The 19,075-nt window shown below is 59.7% G+C and carries 13 protein-coding genes; 7 read left to right on the forward strand and 6 right to left on the reverse strand.

Annotation, left to right across the window (positions count from 1 at the left end; translation table 11 throughout):
* Window positions 1–13 precede the first annotated feature (13 nt).
* The 3 genes from PSJE_RS19280 (at window position 14) to PSJE_RS19290 (ending at window position 6,565) form a co-directional block, all read left to right on the forward strand.
* Complete coding sequence (locus tag PSJE_RS19280) at window positions 14–1,114, forward strand: polyamine ABC transporter substrate-binding protein (protein ID WP_090452201.1); 1,101 nt, start codon at window positions 14–16, stop codon at window positions 1,112–1,114.
* Between the two features lie 157 nt (window positions 1,115–1,271).
* Window positions 1,272–5,855 (forward strand): dermonecrotic toxin domain-containing protein, encoded by a 4,584-nt coding sequence (locus tag PSJE_RS19285; RefSeq protein ID WP_090452203.1) that lies wholly within the window; start codon window positions 1,272–1,274, stop codon window positions 5,853–5,855.
* A 377-nt stretch (window positions 5,856–6,232) separates the two neighbouring features.
* The gene (locus tag PSJE_RS19290; protein WP_090452205.1) at window positions 6,233–6,565 is read left to right on the forward strand and encodes a hypothetical protein; all 333 of its coding nucleotides are present in this window, start codon (window positions 6,233–6,235) and stop codon (window positions 6,563–6,565) included.
* Between the two features lie 35 nt (window positions 6,566–6,600).
* Here the strand turns inward: PSJE_RS19290 and pdxR are convergent, their stop codons facing one another.
* Complete coding sequence (gene pdxR, locus PSJE_RS19295) at window positions 6,601–8,154, reverse strand: MocR-like pyridoxine biosynthesis transcription factor PdxR (protein WP_090452207.1); 1,554 nt, start codon at window positions 8,152–8,154, stop codon at window positions 6,601–6,603.
* 92 nt (window positions 8,155–8,246) lie between these two features.
* Here pdxR and PSJE_RS19300 point away from each other — a divergent pair, with 92 nt between their 5' ends.
* Genes PSJE_RS19300 through PSJE_RS19310 form a run of 3 tightly spaced genes read left to right on the forward strand, consistent with a single transcriptional unit; the run spans window position 8,247 to window position 10,015 of the window.
* The gene (locus PSJE_RS19300; RefSeq protein ID WP_090452209.1) at window positions 8,247–8,870 is read left to right on the forward strand and encodes an FMN-binding negative transcriptional regulator; all 624 of its coding nucleotides are present in this window, start codon (window positions 8,247–8,249) and stop codon (window positions 8,868–8,870) included.
* 10 nt (window positions 8,871–8,880) lie between these two features.
* The gene (locus tag PSJE_RS19305) at window positions 8,881–9,327 is read left to right on the forward strand and encodes a GNAT family N-acetyltransferase (protein ID WP_090452211.1); all 447 of its coding nucleotides are present in this window, start codon (window positions 8,881–8,883) and stop codon (window positions 9,325–9,327) included.
* A gap of 16 nt (window positions 9,328–9,343) precedes the next feature.
* Window positions 9,344–10,015, forward strand: coding sequence for a GNAT family N-acetyltransferase (locus tag PSJE_RS19310; protein ID WP_090452212.1), 672 nt, complete (start codon window positions 9,344–9,346; stop codon window positions 10,013–10,015).
* Between the two features lie 255 nt (window positions 10,016–10,270).
* Here the strand turns inward: PSJE_RS19310 and oadA are convergent, their stop codons facing one another.
* Together oadA and PSJE_RS19320 are read right to left on the reverse strand one after the other, a co-directional pair.
* Entirely contained in the window at window positions 10,271–12,079 is a 1,809-nt protein-coding gene (gene oadA, locus PSJE_RS19315) for a sodium-extruding oxaloacetate decarboxylase subunit alpha (RefSeq protein WP_090452213.1), read from the reverse strand.
* An 11-nt stretch (window positions 12,080–12,090) separates the two neighbouring features.
* Window positions 12,091–13,506, reverse strand: a complete 1,416-nt coding sequence (locus PSJE_RS19320; protein ID WP_007971702.1) for an acetyl-CoA carboxylase biotin carboxylase subunit — start codon at window positions 13,504–13,506, stop codon at window positions 12,091–12,093.
* Between the two features lie 190 nt (window positions 13,507–13,696).
* Between PSJE_RS19320 and PSJE_RS19325 the strand changes: the two genes are divergently transcribed.
* A complete protein-coding gene (locus tag PSJE_RS19325; RefSeq protein ID WP_090452215.1) occupies window positions 13,697–14,659 on the forward strand; it encodes a LysR family transcriptional regulator in 963 nt (320 codons plus the stop codon).
* Here PSJE_RS19325 and PSJE_RS19330 read toward each other — a convergent pair.
* The 3 genes from PSJE_RS19330 to PSJE_RS19340 form a co-directional block, all read right to left on the reverse strand.
* Window positions 14,601–14,810, reverse strand: a complete 210-nt coding sequence (locus PSJE_RS19330) for a PA3496 family putative envelope integrity protein (RefSeq protein WP_085723603.1) — start codon at window positions 14,808–14,810, stop codon at window positions 14,601–14,603. The genes PSJE_RS19325 and PSJE_RS19330 overlap by 59 nt on opposite strands.
* A gap of 219 nt (window positions 14,811–15,029) precedes the next feature.
* Window positions 15,030–15,896 carry a transcriptional regulator HexR gene (hexR, locus tag PSJE_RS19335; RefSeq protein WP_007954250.1) on the reverse strand — a complete coding sequence of 289 codons (867 nt, stop codon included), beginning with the start codon at window positions 15,894–15,896 and terminating at the stop codon, window positions 15,030–15,032.
* A 200-nt stretch (window positions 15,897–16,096) separates the two neighbouring features.
* The gene (locus PSJE_RS19340) at window positions 16,097–18,967 is read right to left on the reverse strand and encodes an EAL domain-containing protein (RefSeq protein ID WP_090452217.1); all 2,871 of its coding nucleotides are present in this window, start codon (window positions 18,965–18,967) and stop codon (window positions 16,097–16,099) included.
* Between the last annotated feature and the right edge of the window lie 108 nt (window positions 18,968–19,075).

A 19,075-nucleotide genomic window follows, 5' to 3' on the forward strand; every position in this document is an offset into this window, starting at 1 on the left:
AGGAAGTAGAAGAATGAAAAGTCTTAAGCGTTTTATTTTTCCAGCGCTGTGCGCCACGGTGCTCAGTGGCGCCGCCCACGCTGAAGAGCGAACCCTGCGCGTCTACAACTGGTTCGACTACATCACTCCCAAGGCCCTGGAAGACTTCAAGGCCCAGAACGCCCAGACCAAACTGGTCTACGACATCTTCGACACCAACGAAGCACTGGAAGCCAAGCTGCTGACCGGCAACTCCGGCTACGACGTGGTGGTGCCGTCCAACGTGTTCCTTGCCAAGCAAATCGAAGCCGGCGTATTCCAGCCCCTGGACCGCAGCAAGCTGCCGAACTGGAACCACCTCGATCCCAAGCTGATGAAGCTGATCGAAGCCAACGACCCGAGCAACAAGTTCGCCGTGCCTTACATGTACGGGACCATCCTGATCGGCTTCAACCCGGACAAGGTCAAGGCAGCCCTGGGCGCCGACGCGCCGGTAGATAGCTGGGACCTGATCTTCAAGGAAGAAAACATCAGCAAGCTCAAGCAGTGCGGCGTCGCCCTGCTCGACTCGCCCTCGGAGATCCTGCCGCTGGCCCTGCAACACCTCGGCCTGGACCCCAACAGCAAGAAGCCTGCGGACTATGACAAGGCTGAAGCACTGCTGATGAAGATCCGTCCATACATCACCTACTTCCACTCGTCCAAGTACATGGCCGACATTGCCAACGGTGACATCTGTGTCGCAGTCGGCTATTCCGGCAGCTTCTCGCAAGCCGCCAATCGCGCCAAGGAAGCCAAGAATGGGGTGGTCGTCGACATGCGTTTGCCGAAGGAAGGCGCGCCGATCTGGTTCGACATGCTGGCGATTCCGAAGGGGGCGAAAAACCCCGAAGACGCCTACACCTTCATCAACTACCTGCTACAGCCGCAGGTGATTGCACCGGTCAGTGACTTTGTCGGTTACCCGAACCCGAACAAGGACGCCACGGAGCTGGTCGACCCGGCGATCCGCAACAACCCGAACCTGTACCCGACCGATGCGGCGATGGGTACGCTCTACACCCTGCAACCGCTGCCGCGCGATGCCGAGCGCGCGCGGACCCGGGCCTGGACCAAGATCAAGTCGGGCACCTGATAACCGACGCGGGTTTATCCTGACCTGCGCTTGCGCAGGTCTTTTTTTTGCCCGCGATATTTATTTACCGCCAACGCCGCTATACCCGTCGCTACTTTGCAATGGACCGCGCACCGAACCTTCCACGGTGCCTGCTACCCTCACAAAGGATGTGACCATGACAAGTACCTCCAGCCCTTCGTCTGAAACCAGCCTCCCCTCTGATCAAGATGCCCTTCTCACCCAATTGGTAACCGGCCCCTCGATCAGGGAAGTCGCCACACATGCGCTGCAACCAGCCCTGAAAGCGCTGTACCCGAATTTGCAAATCGATCCCCGCCTGGCCATGGTGGTGACGCCGACCTGGATCTTGCACAATGGCAGTGTCGAGCCCGGGCCAAGGCACTTCGAGTCGCTGACAGACGCACTGGTGCGCCATGGCGTAGCGCGAACACCCGTGGTCTACCTCGACGGCGAGCACTACCTCACGCTGCAACCCCAGGAGCAGACACCGGCGCAACTGCCCGTCAGCATCGATGCCATCGGGCGTCTGCTCAACGAGTTGGCGCCGCTGCTGTTTGTCGCGTTTCAAGAGCAGCAGGTCGATTACTGGAACCAGTTCACCCGCGCATCGGCTCCACGCTGGCAGGCACTGTCCAAATCCTTGCGCGACCTGTGGAACATCGAAGCCAACCCGGACTGGGACAGCGACCAGCACGCCATGGCCCGCAAGCTTTTCGCCTACCCGGACAAAAACGCACGTCGTGCGCATGACCCTTATCAGTCACGCGCCTGCCTGATTGACCTGGACGGCCAAAGCGACGTGGCTTCGACGCACATTAACATCGTCGACACGGCGGTACTGATCGGGACGCTGGGTAGCCGTACCCTGGTTCTCACTCACACCATCACCCGTGGCTTCCAGGCGTTTGACTCCTTGCAGGAACTGGGCGCGTCGTTGCTGGCGGACACCGATGGGCAAGTACCGGGAAATGTCCTGCATTGGCGCCTGATCGAACCGCCGGGCAATTATTTCGACCGCCTGGCGTGCAACCTGATAGCCCTGCAGGCCGATGCAATCGGTGCGCTGGCCAACGAACCCGCGGCGGCAAACCCGGACCTGGCGCCCCACGTCAGCCGTACGACCAACGAGCTCGACCCGACGGACAAACAGTCATCCTCGCGATTCAATCAGGTCGAGCAATCGCTGCCAGACTGGATGGCCGATGCGTCATCCACCGATCTCACCGCTTACAGCCGTCATCTGATGGATCTGGTGACGGTGCGCAATCAGAACGCCGGGAAGTCCTTTCTGGACGGGCTCAAACCGATCCGCGAATTTGCGCTGGATCGACTGCGCGAAGCCATGCTCGCGCAACATGCCGATGCCGCACATCTGAACCTGGCGGACATCGAAATCGTGGTCGACAGCGTGGTGGTCTGGGGCAGCTTTGTGCCAACGGTGGACCCTGAGCGCACCACCCTGAGCCTGGTCGACCTGGCGCTGCAAAACCTGACTGCCCTGCCGCAAGGCAACAAATTCGTACGCAGTTCCAGCGCCGCCGCGCTGCCGCAGTGGATGACGGTGAGCTATCTGGAGGAGCTGATTACACGCGTCGACATCGGCCAGCACTACCCGGCGCTGATCAAAAGCAAGCTGCTCGCCGAACCCGTGGACAGCCTGCGGCGTCAGAACCTGTTCACCAGCCATTTGCGCGTCGAGTTACCGCTGCTGGCCTTACAGCTGAAGATTCGCAAGCAGCACGGCATCGACGAGACCGGTTACCGCTATGTCGCCGCCGTGGTGCAAGTGCTCGACGCCAATCGCTGGGTGGATGGCCAGGAGATCGTGATTCGCCCACTGGCATTCGCGCCCGGCTGGCGCATCGGTGGCGCCACCGATGAAGTGACCAACATGTTCGTGATCGGGCCCCGCCAGATGGACAAGGGGCCTTGCCTGCTTTACCGGCCAATGCTTGAACAACCGCTGAGCCAGTATCCAACGCCGGCCAACCTGGTCTACACCATCAAACACTCGCCGACGTTGCGCCAGTCCGTACTCGCCTGGCTGCCGGACGGTGCCCGCGCCAACTATGCCAACTATGTGTTCACCGGTGACCGACCTTCGGTCTGGAGCATTTCTCAACTGTTGGGCGACCCGCTGACCTCCCTGCAAATGAGCGGCCCGATTTCCCTCGGCTCGCGGGTTCTCAGCGGCAATTACCTGGCCGTCCTGTACAAGGCCAACGTCAATGCGCTGGTCGAACTGGCGCAACGGCAATCGCTTTCCAACGCGCAAAATCGCTGGGCGACTTTCAAGCGTACAGCCTGGACGCTGCTCAACGCGGCGCTGCCCTTTCTTGGTCGAACCGTCGGGACGGCCGCCTGGATCTGGCAAGTGCTGGATGACTTGCAGCAAACCCTCGATGCTGCCGACAGTGGCGACCATCAGCAGCAGAAATCCGCCATGACCGACCTGTTGCTGACCCTGGCCATGGTGCTTGCCCATCACGCCAGTACGCGTAATCCGCCTGCGCGCAGGGTCCAGGAAAAGCCCATTGCAAAAGCGATCGAGCAACAGGAAAAACCGGCCCGACAACCTGTGACCGTCGTGCAATTACCCGACATCGTCAGCGAGCCCCCTCCTGTGCAACATCGCCAGACAGTGGCAACCGATGCGGCCTTGGACCTGACAAAAACCCTGGATCAGTTCAAGGTCACTCCACCCGAACAGCTCACACCGCCCGATAGTGGCAACGGCGTCTATCGCCACCTCTACCGAAAAGAAAAGAGCTTTTATGCGCCGGTGGGCGAGCGCTGGTTCGAGGTGGCCGTCGAGGACACGGGCGAAGTGTCGATCATCGACTCTCGACAGCAGCCCGTGCGCAGCGGTCCGGCACTGATCAGCAACCAACGCGGTGACTGGTTCGTCGACACGCGCCTGCGCCTGCGCGGCGGCGGTCTGTCGAGCCGACGCAAGGCACTGAAGCAACAAAACCGTGCACGCATCGCCGAACTCAAGAAGCAACTGGCCGAGTTTGACAATGAACGCGAGCGGGCACGTACAGAGCTGACGGACGCCCACAACGCCATGAAAAAATCAGTCGGTGACGAAGCACTGTCGGCCGCGCAAACGCAGTTCCTCGAGAAGCTCGAGCGCCGTACCCAAGAATACGCCGCCCCTATCGAGCAGTTGAAGTCGCTGAACCTGCTCGAAACGGTGCCCAACTACCGAACCGCCATGGTCGAGATGCTCGGCACTCAATTGTTCTTCAACCAGACGTGGCTCGATCAGCACAATGCAACGTTTACGCAGACCTTGAGGGAAACCCTGGCGCTGCTCGATGCCGAGGAAACGACAGGCGGGACCGGTAATTCTGCAACCTACCGGAAAATGGTCGACCTGACCGAGGGTGTGATCGGCAAAATAGAGTTTGCCCAATCGCGGCTCCATGACTTGAGTCGACTCGGTAGAAATGCTGCTGAAGTGGCCAGTACCTACCGGGCAAAACTGCCCGCTTTCAGTGTTAACGATCTCAAGGCGCTCCAGGTTTCGCTGGCTCGCGACGTCTGCTTGAAAGAAGGAAACAGTGCCGCGCTGATCGACGCCCGGGGCGCATTCGAGCGCTTGCTCGATACCACCAACCTGGTCATACAGACCTCGCAAGAACTGATGCTGCAAAACAGTGCCTGGGCGGCAGGCGAACGTATCGAAGGCCTCAACGGCATGCTCGAACAGTTTGCCGCTATCGACCAGGCCTTTGAAGACTTCAGCCTCACCCACAAGGACGCGGTTCTGGAGCAACCGTTCAAACACGTACGTACACGGATCAGTGAATTCCAGCAGGACACCGAAGCCAATCTGGCGCAACTGCTGCGCGAACAACGGCCGGTAGAACCCCGGCCCGGTCCGTCAAAGCCCGCATCGGCATCGCGTAAACGAGTGGTCAAGACACGCTTCAAGGGTACGGTTGTGGGCGAAGTGCGTCCCTCGGCATCGGGAGAGCCGGTCCTGCTGGATGTGAAATCGCCCTTGACCGGCAAAGTGATCGCCACCTTTCACGAAAAAACACCCGGCGTCTGGATTGAGCGCGTGCAACCCAGACGTCGCCGCCCAGCGGTACAACTACCGGACCTCGCCACACAAATCACTCAAGGTCAGGAGCTGCTCGATGGCGTGGAAAGCTTCATCCAGAAAACCGAAGCGAGTGCAAAAAAACCCGGCCGCATCCCGGTGGAAATCGAAGAGTTGTTCCAGCACAAAGCCGAACAGCTCGACAAAAGCGCGAAGACACTCGAGCAAACCCTGACCGCTTCGAATACGACCGTCGCTGCGACAACACTGGGCGCGGCCTTGAACACGGCACGTGTTCGACTGTACGCCGAGGGCTACCGGATTCGCGTCCAGATGATCAAGCAACAGCCGCCCACGGCCGCCCGCATCGAATGGCTATCAAGCAAAAATGAAATCGATGTCGTGCGCAGTGGTGAACGACGCCGACTCAAAGGCCCGCGCAAGGATTACCTGCAGGAGTACGAAATTCGCGAGCGAGGCACCGGGCAACCGTTGTGGTACGCCCATTTTCACTACGCCGCTTCTGATACGCCTGTCGAGGCGTTTACCGCCGCCCATTTGAAACTGCGTGATCAACGGATGATGGCCGGAAGGGGCGACCTTAATTCCGCCTCCAGCAGCCAGGTGATCGCCATTTATCGCAGCGCGATCAGCCCGCAACTGGCGGGCTCGCTGTTCTTTTCGTAAGCCGCCACGTCAAAAAGGAAAATGACGATGACAGATCACCCAGAGAATACCCAAACCCCCGGCTTGCTAAAAAAGAGCCAAGTGAATTACCAGACCAGCAGGGGTCCCACTGTCGATAGCGTCGCCGCCCTTCTACTGCGCCAAGCGCTGAAGGCGCTGCAACCCGAGCGCAAGATCGACCCTGACCAAACCATGATCGGCACGCCTCAATGGCGGGTCCGCGACGGCACGCTCGTGGCCATGCCCACACAGTTCGAATCGCTGACCCAGGCGCTGGTCCGAGCTCGGAGCTCAATGGTGCCGCCGTCCAGCTACGCGCTCAAGGCATCGGTATTCGCGCCAGCCTACTCAAGGATCGACAGCCCCGACAGGCGTACTTGCAGTGGCTGCTGGACAACGACCAGGTCCGTATCGTCCGCAACGAACAGGGACGAATCAAGACCAAAAAGCACAGGGATTATTTCCAGGAGTACCAGGTGCTAGACACCACCAACAAGGATCAGCCTCTGCGGCTTGCGCACTTTCACTACGATTCGCTTGATGCGCCGATGGAGCAGTTCACGGCGGCGCACCTGAAAATCGCCGAAGCGCATCTGCAGCAGTTCACGACCGAACGCCGCCAGGTACTCACGACTCTGGCGCCAATCGACTACGTGCTGCGGCGTATCAGCGACCCGAATCTGTTCCTCAAACTCGAAACTCAACCCTGATGAACGACTGCGGGCGGACTGCTGGTCCGCCCGCTTCATCGACCGCGCCACGCCTCTCGCAATCGCTCCAGCGCCGCCTCGACCGACTTTTCGGGCACCGCCGCAAAGCCCAGTACCAACCCGGCGCGTTGATCGAAGGGCGTGGTGGATTCCGGCAGCCAATAGCTGCTCAAACCGTTGATCTCGACATCGACACTGCGCGCCAATTCGATCAGTTCCTGTTCGCGCGCCACGCTTTCGACTGACACGGTCATGTGCAGCCCGGCAGCGACTGTGGGCAACGGGCCAACGCCGGGGATATCCAGCGGCCAACCACTGAGCAGCGTATTGCGCCGACTCAGTGCCGCACGGCGCATGCGGCGGATATGCCGCTGGAAGTGTCCGGCTGCCATGAACTCGGCCATGACTGCCTGCGTGCTGACCTCGGAGTGGCGCACATCCACGGCACGACGCTGGGAAAACGCGTCCACCAGCCCCATTGGCAACACCAGATAACCCAGGCGCAACGCCGGAAACGCGACCTTGCCGAACGTGCCGACATACAACACTCGCCCGTGACGATCGAGTGCCGCCAAAGGCGCCAATGGCGCACCGCTGTAGCGGTACTCGCCATCGTAATCATCCTCGACAATCCAGCCTTGAGTGCGCTCGGCCCAGGCCAGCAACTCCAGACGGCGAGCGAGGCTCATCACCACGCCAGTCGGGTATTGATGTGACGGCGTGACATAGGTCAGGCGGCAATCACTGAGCCCCGCCAGCTCACCGCAGTCGATACCCTCGCTATCCACCGCTACCCCGTGCAAGCGCGCCCCGGCCACGGCGAAGGCATGACCCGCCGCGCGGTAGCCAGGATTTTCGATCGCCACCCCATCACCCGGCTCCACCAGCAGCTGTGCACAAAGGCTGATTCCCTGCTGCGCGCCACTGGTGATCACAATTTGTTCAGCCGTACACTGCATGCCCCGCGAGCTGCGTAGATACGCCGCGATCATCCCCCGCAAGCGCGCATCACCTGCAGGGTCGCCGTAGCACAGCTGCTGGAAATCCGGTTTACGCCAGAAAGCCGCATTCAGCTTGGCCCAGACCTCGAACGGAAACAGATCGAACGCCGGAACACCAACCCGAAAAGCCTTGGGCGGACCACTGGGCGGCATGGGTAAATGGTTCTTTTCGACGCGAGTCAATGCACCACTGTGGATAACTTTGCTGGATGAATCCACAGGTAAATCGAGCCGATTTGTGGATAAGGTTGTGGGTAACCCTGTTGAAAACCCTGTGGATACTTTTGTGGATAGTTTTTTTGCCGGCACGGTTGCCTGGGGCAGTTGCGCGACATAAGTCCCATCGCCTACCCGCCCTTCGATAAACCCTTCGGCGTACAACTGATCATAAGCGCGCACCACGCTGTTACGGGAAATCGCCAGCGCGGCTGCCAGATCACGACTGGCAGGCAGACGCGTACCGCTGGCCAGTCGCCCGTCCAACACACGCGTGCGCAATGCCTGGTAGAGCTGACGACTCAGCCCCTGGCGACGATCAAGTTCGATACCTGCCGGGTTGAAGGTCAGGGACAGTGGTTCGCTAGTCATCACAATGGACCTATGAAATTGGTCATTAATGGCTCTTACAACAGACCAATAGCCTGCCTAGGATGCAGACATTCGCCAAGGAAAATATCTCCATGTACACGCCACGTGCTTTTGCCATCGACGAGTTGTCCCAACTGCATGAACTGATCCTCGCCAGCCGTCTCGCCATATTGGTGACCCACGGTGAAAGCGGCCTGCAAGCCAACCATGTACCGGTGCTGCTGCATTGCGAGCAAGGCTCGAACGGCACGTTGTACGGGCATCTGGCCAAAGCCAATCCACAGTGGAAAGACCTGCGCGACGGCGCCGAAGCCCTGCTGATTTTTGCCGGTGCCGACGCCTACGTCAGCCCTGGCTTCTACCCGAGCAAGGCCGAACACGGCAAAGTCGTGCCAACCTGGAACTACGTCGCCGTACACGCCTATGGCCGAGCCGAAACCTTCAGTGATGGCGGGCGGCTGCTCGACATCGTCAGCACCCTCACCGATCGTCATGAAGCTGGCCGCGCCCAACCGTGGTCAGTGGCCGATGCCCCCGCCGATTACATCGACGGCATGCTCAAGGCCATCGTCGGTTTCGCCATTCCCATCGACCGTCTGGAAGGCAAGCGCAAGCTCAGCCAGAACCGCAGCCCCGCCGACATCGCCGGCGTGCGCGAAGGCCTGGCCGCCAGCCCCGACCTCAACGACCAAACCCTCGCCCAATTGATGCGCTAAGGAAATCACCATGAGTCAGATCGACATTCGCCAAGTCACCGCCGGTGATCACGCGGCATGGTTGCCGCTGTGGCACGCCTACCTGCGCTTCTACAACACCGAACTTGCGGATACCGTCACTCAAAGCACCTGGCAGCGCATGCTCGATCCGAACGAGCCAACCCACGCCGCTCTCGCCTGGACCGACGGCAAAGCGGTGGGCATGGTGCATTTCATCTACCATCGTTCGAACTGGGCCATCGAAAACTCCTGCTACCTGCAAGACTTGTTGGTGGTCCCGCAAACCCGTGGTACCGGCGTCGGCCGCCAGTTGATCGAGTTCGTCTACACCACAGCCAAGGCCGACGGTTGCAACAAGGTCCACTGGCTGACCCACGAAACCAATGCCACCGCGATCCAGCTCTACGAGCGCATCGCCGAACGCCCCGGTTTCATCCAGTTTCGCAAAGCCATCTAGGTTCAAGGAGAACAGCATGTCGATTTCACTCGCCGACTGGAAAGGCGTTCCGCCCCCCACGACTCAACTGATCGAAGGGCGTTACATCCGCCTGGAAAGACTCGACCCGGCGCGCCACGGCGACGACCTGTTCAAGGCCCTGCAAGGCCCGGGCGCTGACCCGAAGTTGTGGGACTACCTGCCTTACGGCCCCTTCCCGGAGCGCAGCGTCTTCAACGACTGGCTGAACAACCACGCGACCAGCAGCGATCCGTATTTCTTCAGCGTGATCGACCGCGTCAGCGGCGAGGTCCAGGGCATTCTCAGCCTGATGTCCATCGTCCCGGCCCAGGGCCGCATCGAAATCGGCCACGTCACCTTCGGCGCCCCGATGCAGCGTTCGCCGAAAAGCACCGAGGCGGTTTATCTGCTGGCCAGAGAATCCTTCGCCCTCGGCTACCGTCGCCTGGAATGGAAGTGCAACAACGGCAACGCCCGCTCCAAATATGCGGCTGAGCGACTGGGTTTCAGTTTTGAAGGGGTGTTCCGCCAGCACATGGTGGTCAAGGGGCAGAACCGGGATACGGCGTGGTATTCGATCCTGGATTCGGAGTGGCCGGCGATTGGTGCGGGGTTTGAAAAGTGGCTGAGCGATGAGAACCAGACCGGTTCGGGGCAGGTGAAGTCGTTGGTGGAGTGTCGCGGGTAATCGTCAGCGCCTGGAATTACGCCATCCCGAGCGAGCTCTTGATCAATTAACACCCGCTTCACTGATGGGACACAGTACCTGTGGGAGCGAGCTTGCTCGCGATGGCGGCATCACATTCAGCAATTGTTGAGACTGATGCTCCGCTATCGCGAGCAAGCTCGCTCCCACAGGTTGTTCAGGCACGGATTTGCAGGCATAAAAAAAGGGGAGCACATGCCCCCCCGAGGTATAAAGCGTTGTATCGAGGCTGTTAACTCAGCCTTCGATCTCGATCAGGATCTCGCCCGGGTTTACCCGGTCGCCCTTGGCCACGTGAATGGCGGTGACTTTACCGGCGATGGCTGCCTGGACTTCTGTTTCCATCTTCATCGCTTCGGTGATCAACACGGCCTGGCCTGCCTTGACGGTGTCGCCCTCTTTTACCAGCACGTCGACGATGTTGCCCGGCATGGTGGTGCTGACGTGACCCGGTGCAGTGGCTTGCTTGCGCTTGCTGCTGCCGCCGCTGACGAATTCGTTGAGCGGCTCGAACACCACTTCTTCCGGCATGCCGTCGATGGACAGGTAGAAGTGACGCTTGCCTTCGGCCTTGACGCCAACACCGGTGATGTCGACGCGGTAGGTTTCACCGTGCACGTCGATGACGAACTCGGTCGGCACACCTTCGCCACCGGCAGAGGCCACGCCACCCGCTTCAGGAATCGGCAGCAGAACCTCTGGCGTGAGGGTGCCGGCAGCGCGTTCCTCGAGGAACTTGCGACCGATGTCCGGGAACATGGCGTAGGTCAGCACGTCTTCTTCAGACTTGGCCAGTGCGCCGATGTCGGCACGCAGCTTGGCCATTTCCGGCTTGAGCAGGTCGGCCGGGCGAACGTCGATCACTTCTTCGCTGCCGATGGCCTGGCGACGCAGTTGTTCGTTCACGGTGCCCGGCGCCTTGCCGTAGCCGCCTTGCAGGTACAGCTTCACTTCGTTGGTGATGGTCTTGTAGCGCTCGCCGGCCAACACGTTGAAGAACGCCTGGGTACCGACGATCTGCGAAGTCGGGGTCACCAGCGGCGGGAAGCCGAGGTCTTCACGAACGCGCGGGATTTCGGCCAGCACTTCGCTCATGCGGTTGAGCGCGCCCTGCTCTTTCAACTGGTTGGCCAGGTTGGAAATCATCCCGCCCGGTACCTGGTTGACTTGCACACGGGTGTCGACGGCGGTGAACTCGCTTTCGAACTGGTGGTACTTCTTGCGCACCGCGTAGAAGTACAGACCGATCTCTTGCAGCAGTTCCAGGTTCAGGCCGGTGTCGAACTCGCTGCCTTTAAGGGCGGCGACCATCGACTCGGTACCCGGGTGGCTGGTGCCCCAGGCGAAACTGGAGATCGCGGTGTCGATGTGATCGGCGCCGTTTTCGATGGCCTTCATTTGGCACATCGCGGCCAGGCCAGCAGTGTCGTGGGAGTGAATGAACACTGGCAACGATTGCTCGGCTTTCAGAGCCTTGACCAGTTCGCCGGTGGCGTACGGGGTCAGCAGGCCAGCCATGTCCTTGATCGCCACCGAGTCGCAACCCATGGCTTCCATTTGCTTGGCCTGGTTCACGAACGCCTCGATGGTGTGCACCGGGCTGGTGGTGTAGGCGATGGTGCCCTGGGCGTGTTTGCCGGCGGCTTTCACCGCTTCGATGGCCACGCGCAGGTTACGCACGTCGTTCATGGCGTCGAAGATGCGGAACACGTCGATACCGTTGACCGCTGCCTTGGCCACGAAGGCTTTGACCACGTCGTCGCTGTAGTGGCGGTAGCCCAGCAGGTTCTGGCCGCGCAACAACATTTGCAGGCGGGTGTTAGGCAGCGCGGCGCGCAGCTGGCGCAGACGCTCCCACGGATCTTCTTTCAGGAAACGTACGCAGGCGTCGAACGTCGCGCCGCCCCAGCACTCCAGCGACCAGTAGCCGACTTTGTCGAGCTTGTCGCAGATCGGCAGCATGTCTTCGGTGCGCATGCGGGTCGCGAGCAGCGATTGGTGGGCGTCGCGCAGGATAGTGTCGGTAACGTGGATTTGTTTGCTCATTGTTCTATTCCTCACAGGCCTGCGTGGGCGGCGATGGCGGCGGCGATGGCCAGGGCCAGCTCTTCGGGTTTGCGCTTGATCGAGTAGTTGGTCAGTTCAGGGTGGCTTTCAACGAAGCTGGTGTTGAACTGGCCGCTACGGAATTCCGGGTTACGCAGGATTTCCTGGTAGTACGCGGCGGTGGTCTTGACCCCTTGCAGACGCATGTCATCCAGGGCGCGCAAGCCACGGTCCATCGCCTCTTCCCAGGTCAGCGCCCACACCACCAGTTTCAGGCACATGGAGTCGTAGAACGGTGGAATGGTGTAGCCGGTATAGATCGCCGTGTCGGTTCGCACGCCGGGGCCGCCGGGAGCGTAGTAACGGGTGATCTTGCCGAAGCTCGGCAGGAAGTTGTTCTTCGGGTCTTCGGCGTTGATCCGGAATTGCAGGGCGAAGCCGCGGTGCTGGATGTCTTCCTGTTTCACCGAAAGCGGCAGACCGGAGGCAATGCGAATCTGCTCGCGGACAATGTCGATGCCGGTGATTTCTTCGGTGATGGTGTGTTCCACCTGCACCCGGGTATTCATCTCCATGAAGTACACCTCGCCCTCGGCGAGCAGGAACTCCACGGTGCCGGCGTTCTCGTATCCCACGGCCTTGGCTGCGCGCACCGACAGATCGCCGATATAGGCGCGCTGTTCCGGGGTCAGCTGTGGGCTTGGGGCGATTTCGATCAGCTTCTGGTTGCGGCGCTGGATCGAGCAGTCACGTTCGAACAGGTGCACCACGTTGCCGAAGCTGTCGCCAAGAATTTGCGCTTCAATGTGCTTCGGATTGACGATACATTTTTCCAGGAACACTTCCGCCGAACCAAAAGCCTTGGTGGCTTCGGAAATGACCCGTGGGAAAGCCTGTTCGAGCTCTTCACGGCTGTTGCAGCGACGAATGCCGCGACCGCCACCACCGGAAGTGGCCTTGAGCATCACCGGGTAACCGATACGATCGCCTTCGGTCAGGGCTTCTTCGATGCCCGACACGTTGCCTTCAGTGCCCGGGGTCACCGGTACACCGGCCTTGATCATGCTGCGACGGGCTTCGGTCTTGTCGCCCATGCGGCGAATCACTTCAGCCGACGGGCCAATGAACTTGATCCCGCGCTCGGCGCAGATCTCCGCCAGCTCGGCGTTTTCCGAAAGGAAGCCATAGCCTGGGTGCAGTGCATCGCAACCGGTTTCCACAGCCAGGTTCACCAGCTTGCGCGGGTTCAGGTAACCGGCCAGTGGCTCGGCACCAATGCTGTGGGCCTCGTCCGCTCGCTTGACGTGCAAGGCATGACGGTCGGCATCGGAGTAGATCGCGACCGAGCGAATGCCCATTTCGGCACAGGCACGTACGATTCGTACGGCAATCTCACCACGGTTGGCGATCAGGATCTTTGTTATCACTTGGAAATTCCCTTGAGCCGGTGGTACCCACGACCTGCTAGACCAGGTCGACGCGTGACCAAATGTTTCAATTTGGTCGCAGGTCCACACTAGCGCTCACAAGGGATTAACAAAAATGAATAATTATTGGGTCACGCATAAGTAAAGACTTATAGTTGATTCACCAGCCAGCGACGAGAGTGATCAAAAAATGCGTAAGTCATTGATGCGTATGACTTTACGGCAATTGCAGATCTTCAACGAGGTCTGTGATTTGCGGTCGTACAGTCGCGCGGCCGAGGAAATGTCGCTCACACAACCTGCCGTCAGCCTGCAGATTCGTCAACTTGAGGAGCTGATTGGCCAGCCTTTGTTCGATTACGTCGGCAAAAAACTCTACATGACCGAAGCGGCTGAAGCGTTACAGCGGGCCAGCCGGGATATTTTCGGACGCCTGGAAAACCTCGACATGCAGCTGTCGGACATGCAGGGTTCGTTGCAGGGGCAATTGAAACTGGCGGTGGAATCCAGCGCCAAATATTTCGTGCCGCACTTGTTTGCCGCATTCAAACGCCAGCACCCGGAGGTGAACCTGCAACTGACGGTGGTCAATCGCGGTCAGGTCATTCGGCGCCTGTCGGACAACCGCGATGACCTGGTGATCATGTCCATGGTGCCTCAGGACATGGGCCTGGAATTCCTGCCGTTCCTGAACAACCCGATCGTCGCCGTGGCGCCACCGGATCACCCGCTGTGTCATATGGGGCCGCTGCGCTTGCAGGATCTCGAACCCTACACACTGCTGCTGCGTGAGCCAGGCTCCGGGACGCGGCTGGCGTGCGAAGAATACTTCAAAGAGAAACGCGTGCACTTCAACCAGACTCAGGAAGTCTCGTCTGCCGAAGCCCAGCGAGAATGTGTACTGGCAGGCCTGGGCGTTGCGCTGTTGACGCGCCACGCCCTGAACCTTGAGCTGGCAACCGGTGGGCTGATCGAATTGCCGGTCGAAGAACTGCCGCTATTCCGTAGCTGGTGCCTGGTGCAGGCCAAGGCAAAGCGCCTGTCACCGGTGGCTCATGCCTTCCTGGCGTTTATCCGTAGCGAACGGATTCAGATCAGCGCGCTGGTTGAGCGTTTCGACGGGAAGCTACGGGAGACGTCTGCCAAAAGTTAAGTTCCAGCTCTGGAAAATCGCCAATCTCGGCCAGAAGCTGACGGCGTTCGCAGCGATCTTCGATGGCGCGACGGAATTCCATGCGGCGCTGATCTTCTTGCTGACGACGGGTTTTGACAGCGCTGTTGCGTTCTTCGTAGGGCATGGCCATTTCGAGTCTCCCAAGGCGAGTACGGGAGTTTCAAGATAGGCGCGGGGGATGACGGTTTGGCGGCTTGGGGGTTACAAACTGATGAAAATTGCGGTGCATTCGAGGCCGCCATCGCGAGCGACCTCGCTCCCACAGGTTTTGCGGCGTGCATGATCAAATGTGGGAGCGAGCTTGCTCGCGATAAGGTCGGAACGACCTTCATGCAATCTCAGGCCTGGCTCAATCGTCCAGCGCTTTCACCGACTTGGGCGACAACCGCAAGCTGCGCAGGCTGCGCTTGACGCTCTTGAGGTGGTTGACCAGGCTCGGGCCACGCGCCATGGCCACGCCCATCGCCAGCACGTCGATCACCACCAGGTGGGCAATACGCGAAGTCAGCGGCGTATAGATTTCAGTGTCTTCATGCACATCGATCGCCAGATTGACCGTAGACAGTTCGGCCAACGGCGTCTGGCTCGGGCACAAGGTGATCAACGAGGCACCGCTTTCACGAACCAGGTTGGCAGTGATCAGCAGGTCCTTGGAACGCCCGGACTGGGAAATGCAGATCGCCACGTCGGTTGGCTTGAGCGTCACGGCCGACATCGCCTGCATGTGCGGGTCGGAATACGCCGCAGCTGTGAGCAGCAAGCGGAAGAACTTGTGCTGGGCGTCCGCCGCGACCGCACCCGAGGCACCAAAGCCATAGAACTCGACACGCTGGGCCTGGGACATCAGCGTCACCGCCCGCTGCAATTCCAGCGGATCGAGTTTCTCGCGAACCTCCATCAGCGTATGCAGGGTGGTGTCGAAGATTTTCAGGCTGTAGTCAGCGACCGAATCATCCTCATGGATCGCAAACTGGCCGAAACTCGCACCTGCCGCCAGGCTCTGGGCCAGCTTCAGCTTCAGGTCCTGAAAGCCGGAACAACCGATGGCACGGCAAAAGCGCACGATGGTCGGCTCACTGATGCCCACGCTGTGGGCCAGGTCGGCCATGGAGCTGTGCATCACGGCCGCAGGATCAAGCAGCACATGGTCGGCGACCTTGAGCTCCGACTTGCGTAACAGGTGGCGAGACTGGGCGATGTGTTGCAGCAGATTCAAAGGGCTGGACTCTTTGTTATTGGCAGGTGCCGGGGATGTAGCACGCTTGTAGTTATACTACATGAATCGGCTTTTTGCCTGCTCAATGCGTTACCGAATCCCTCGATTTCAGGTGCCCGCGCTTCATGTAGCACTCATGGCGCCTGTCCAGGTGTGCCGGGTGCACGTTTTAAAGGACAAAAGCTACTTACGTATCCTCGTCAGCTTGCGGCTTGCGCGTGCAGCAAACCTGCCAACGTCTCAGCCTCAACCGGGCGGCTGATCAAATAGCCCTGTACCTCATCGCAGCGCTCGGCTTTCAGGAACTCAAGCTGTTCTCCGCGCTCCACTCCTTCCGCCACGACCTTAAGCTTCAGGCCGTGAGCCATGGCAATGATTGCCCGGGTAATCGCCGCGTCTTCGCTGCCCTCACCCAAGCCACGGATAAACGCCTGATCAATCTTCACGTAATCCACCGGGATCCGCTTGAGATAGCTCAGGGATGAGTAACCAGTGCCAAAATCGTCAATGGCCAGTTTCACCCCGAGATCACGCAACTGCTGGAAGGTTGCGATGATGTGTTCGACGCTGTCCAGCAACTGGCTTTCGGTGAGTTCCAGCTCCAGCAGTTGCGGCGCCAGCCCGGTCTCTTCCAGCACCTGCCGCACCAGACTGACCAGCTTGCCTTGGCGCAATTGATGCACCGACAGATTGACCGACACCCGAATTGCTTCGAGTCCCTGCCGTTGCCACTCACAGGCTTGCCAGCAGGCCTGACGCAGCACGAACTCACCGATCGGGCCGATCAATCCGGTTTCTTCAGCCAGGCCAATGAAATCCCCCGGCGGCACGCGGCCCATGGTCGGATGATCCCAACGCACCAAGGCTTCGGCGGCATTCAACCTGCCAGTGGCCAGGCACAGTTTCGGTTGGTAAAACACCTTCAGTTGTTTGTCTTCGATGGCTTTGCGCAAGTGGTTTTCCAGCTGTAAACGCTCCAACGTGCTGGCTTGCAAGCTGTCGGTGTAAAACTGGAAATTATCGCCACCCAGGTGTTTGGCGTGCTGCATTGCCATGTTCGACTGACTGACCAGTGCCGATACTTCCCGCGCGCTGTCCGGCAACAAGCTGATGCCCATCGACGCGCTGAGCACCAGCTCATGCCCGTCAATGCTCACCGGCAAACGCAACTTGTTCGCCAGACGAGTCGCCACTCTCGCCAGGCTCGAAAGGTTGCCGTAGGAATTGAACAGCACGGCAAACTCATCACCGGAAAGGCGCGCGATGGTGTCTGCTTCAGGCAATGCATTCACCAGTCGCCGGGCCATTTTCTGCAATAACTGATCGGCGACTTCATGCCCCAGGCTGTCGTTGAGTTGCTTGAACCGATCGAGATTGATGTGCAGCAACGCCAGGCTGCGATAACCGCCCTGCCGCACTCGTTGATGAGCCTCGTTGAGTCGTTCGCGAAACATCGCGCGGTTGGCCAGACCGGTAAGTTCGTCGTAATGGGTCAGATAGCGCATACGCTGTTCGGACTCTCGACGAGCCGAGAGATCAGCGAAGAAGCCCACAATATGGCTCACATTTCCCCGGGCATCGCGCACGGCATTCAGTTGCAGCCATTGCGGATACATCTCGCCGTTCTTGCGGGTTTCCACCAATTCGCCCTGCCAGCTGCCTTGCTGCTCCAGCGCCTGATGTATCGCGGCGTAATGCCTACGCGCATCGCGACTGCATGGCAACTCAACGACATTGCGTCCGATCATGTCGTCGATGTCATAACCGGTCACCCGACTGAAGGCTTGATTGATCGCGATCAGGACGTAGTTAGGATCGAAAATCACGATCCCTTCGCTGGCCGCCTCGAACACGGTCGCCGCCAATTGCCGCTGCTCTTCCAGACTTTTGCTGGCGCTGATATCGCGGCGAGTGCCGACCATGCGAATCACCCGGCCGTTGTCGGCACGCTCGACTGCCCGCCCGCGGTCCTCGATCCAGACCCAGTGGCCGTCGCCATGCCGCACGCGATACTCGATTTGATAGTCCTCGGTGCGGCCCTTCAAATGCTCGACCAGCGCCCTTTTCAGCGCAGGAAGATCCTCGGGGTGAAGGCGCGGCTTGAGGTGACGCAATATCGCCGTGACCTGTTCCGGCTCCAGGCCGAACAATTCCTGAATTTGTGTGTGATGGACTTCGTCGGTTTGCAGATTCCAGTCCCACAACCCCAACTCGCTGGCCTTCAATGCCAGCGCCAGGCGCGCCTCACTCTTGCTCAGTGCCTGGTTGGCGGCGTCCAGTTCCAGGCTGCGCTGAGCGACTCGGTTTTCCAGGTCGACCTGGATCTCTCGCAATTCGTCCTCGGCACGTCGGCGCTGTTCTATCTCCTTGGCCAGCTTCTGATTGAGCTGATCACTGCAGCTTTGCGCCTGCTGCAGATGCTCGATCAGTGCCTGGTTCTGAAAGCGTCGCATCAAGCCCCGATCGATCAATCGATTGACTTGCCAGGCAACCACGCTCAACGCACCGAGCAGGATCAGCCCGAACCAGCCCCAACCTTGCTGCTGTTCGTCAGCCCCCCAAAACATATAGGCGATGGCCGGCAACAGGCAGGGCAAGGTGAATGACAGGAAGGCCGGCAAGCTGACCGCATAAGCCACGCTGGCCGAGAGCGCTGCGGCACCGATGAGGCCGAAGACCCAGGCTTGCTGAATGAAGTTATCGGCCGGAACCAGGGCGATGCCGGCACCGGCCAGGGTCAGACCGGTGAGGCCGGAGCCCAGCAAAAACATCCGCCGCCAGATGGGATGGGCCTGACGGTTGGGAATGGCCGAATCAAAGGCTGCGACCTGAATCACCCGCAATGCCACCAATGACAACAACCACACCAGCCAGACACTGACCAGGAAATAGCGCTGCGGGCTCCAGAGCAAACCGGCACAGACCAGGCCATTGATCAGCATGAACAACGTGGGCAGCAGCGAGCCTTGATACAACAGGCGCGTGCGTTCGACCGCCATTTCCATGGCGTACTGTTTACGGATCACCCGGGGTTCCACAGTGGGGCCCGACAGGTCGAAGCTGAGGGTCATAGGCGATGTTCTTGTTCTTATAATGATGAGCATGTGCCCGAAACTGCTCGGAGCATACACAAGCAATTGCCCGGACCAAACTGCTGCTGATCAATAAATCGCCAAATT

The sequence above is a fragment of the Pseudomonas jessenii genome (genome assembly GCF_002236115.1).
Classification (GTDB): domain Bacteria; phylum Pseudomonadota; class Gammaproteobacteria; order Pseudomonadales; family Pseudomonadaceae; genus Aquipseudomonas; species Aquipseudomonas jessenii.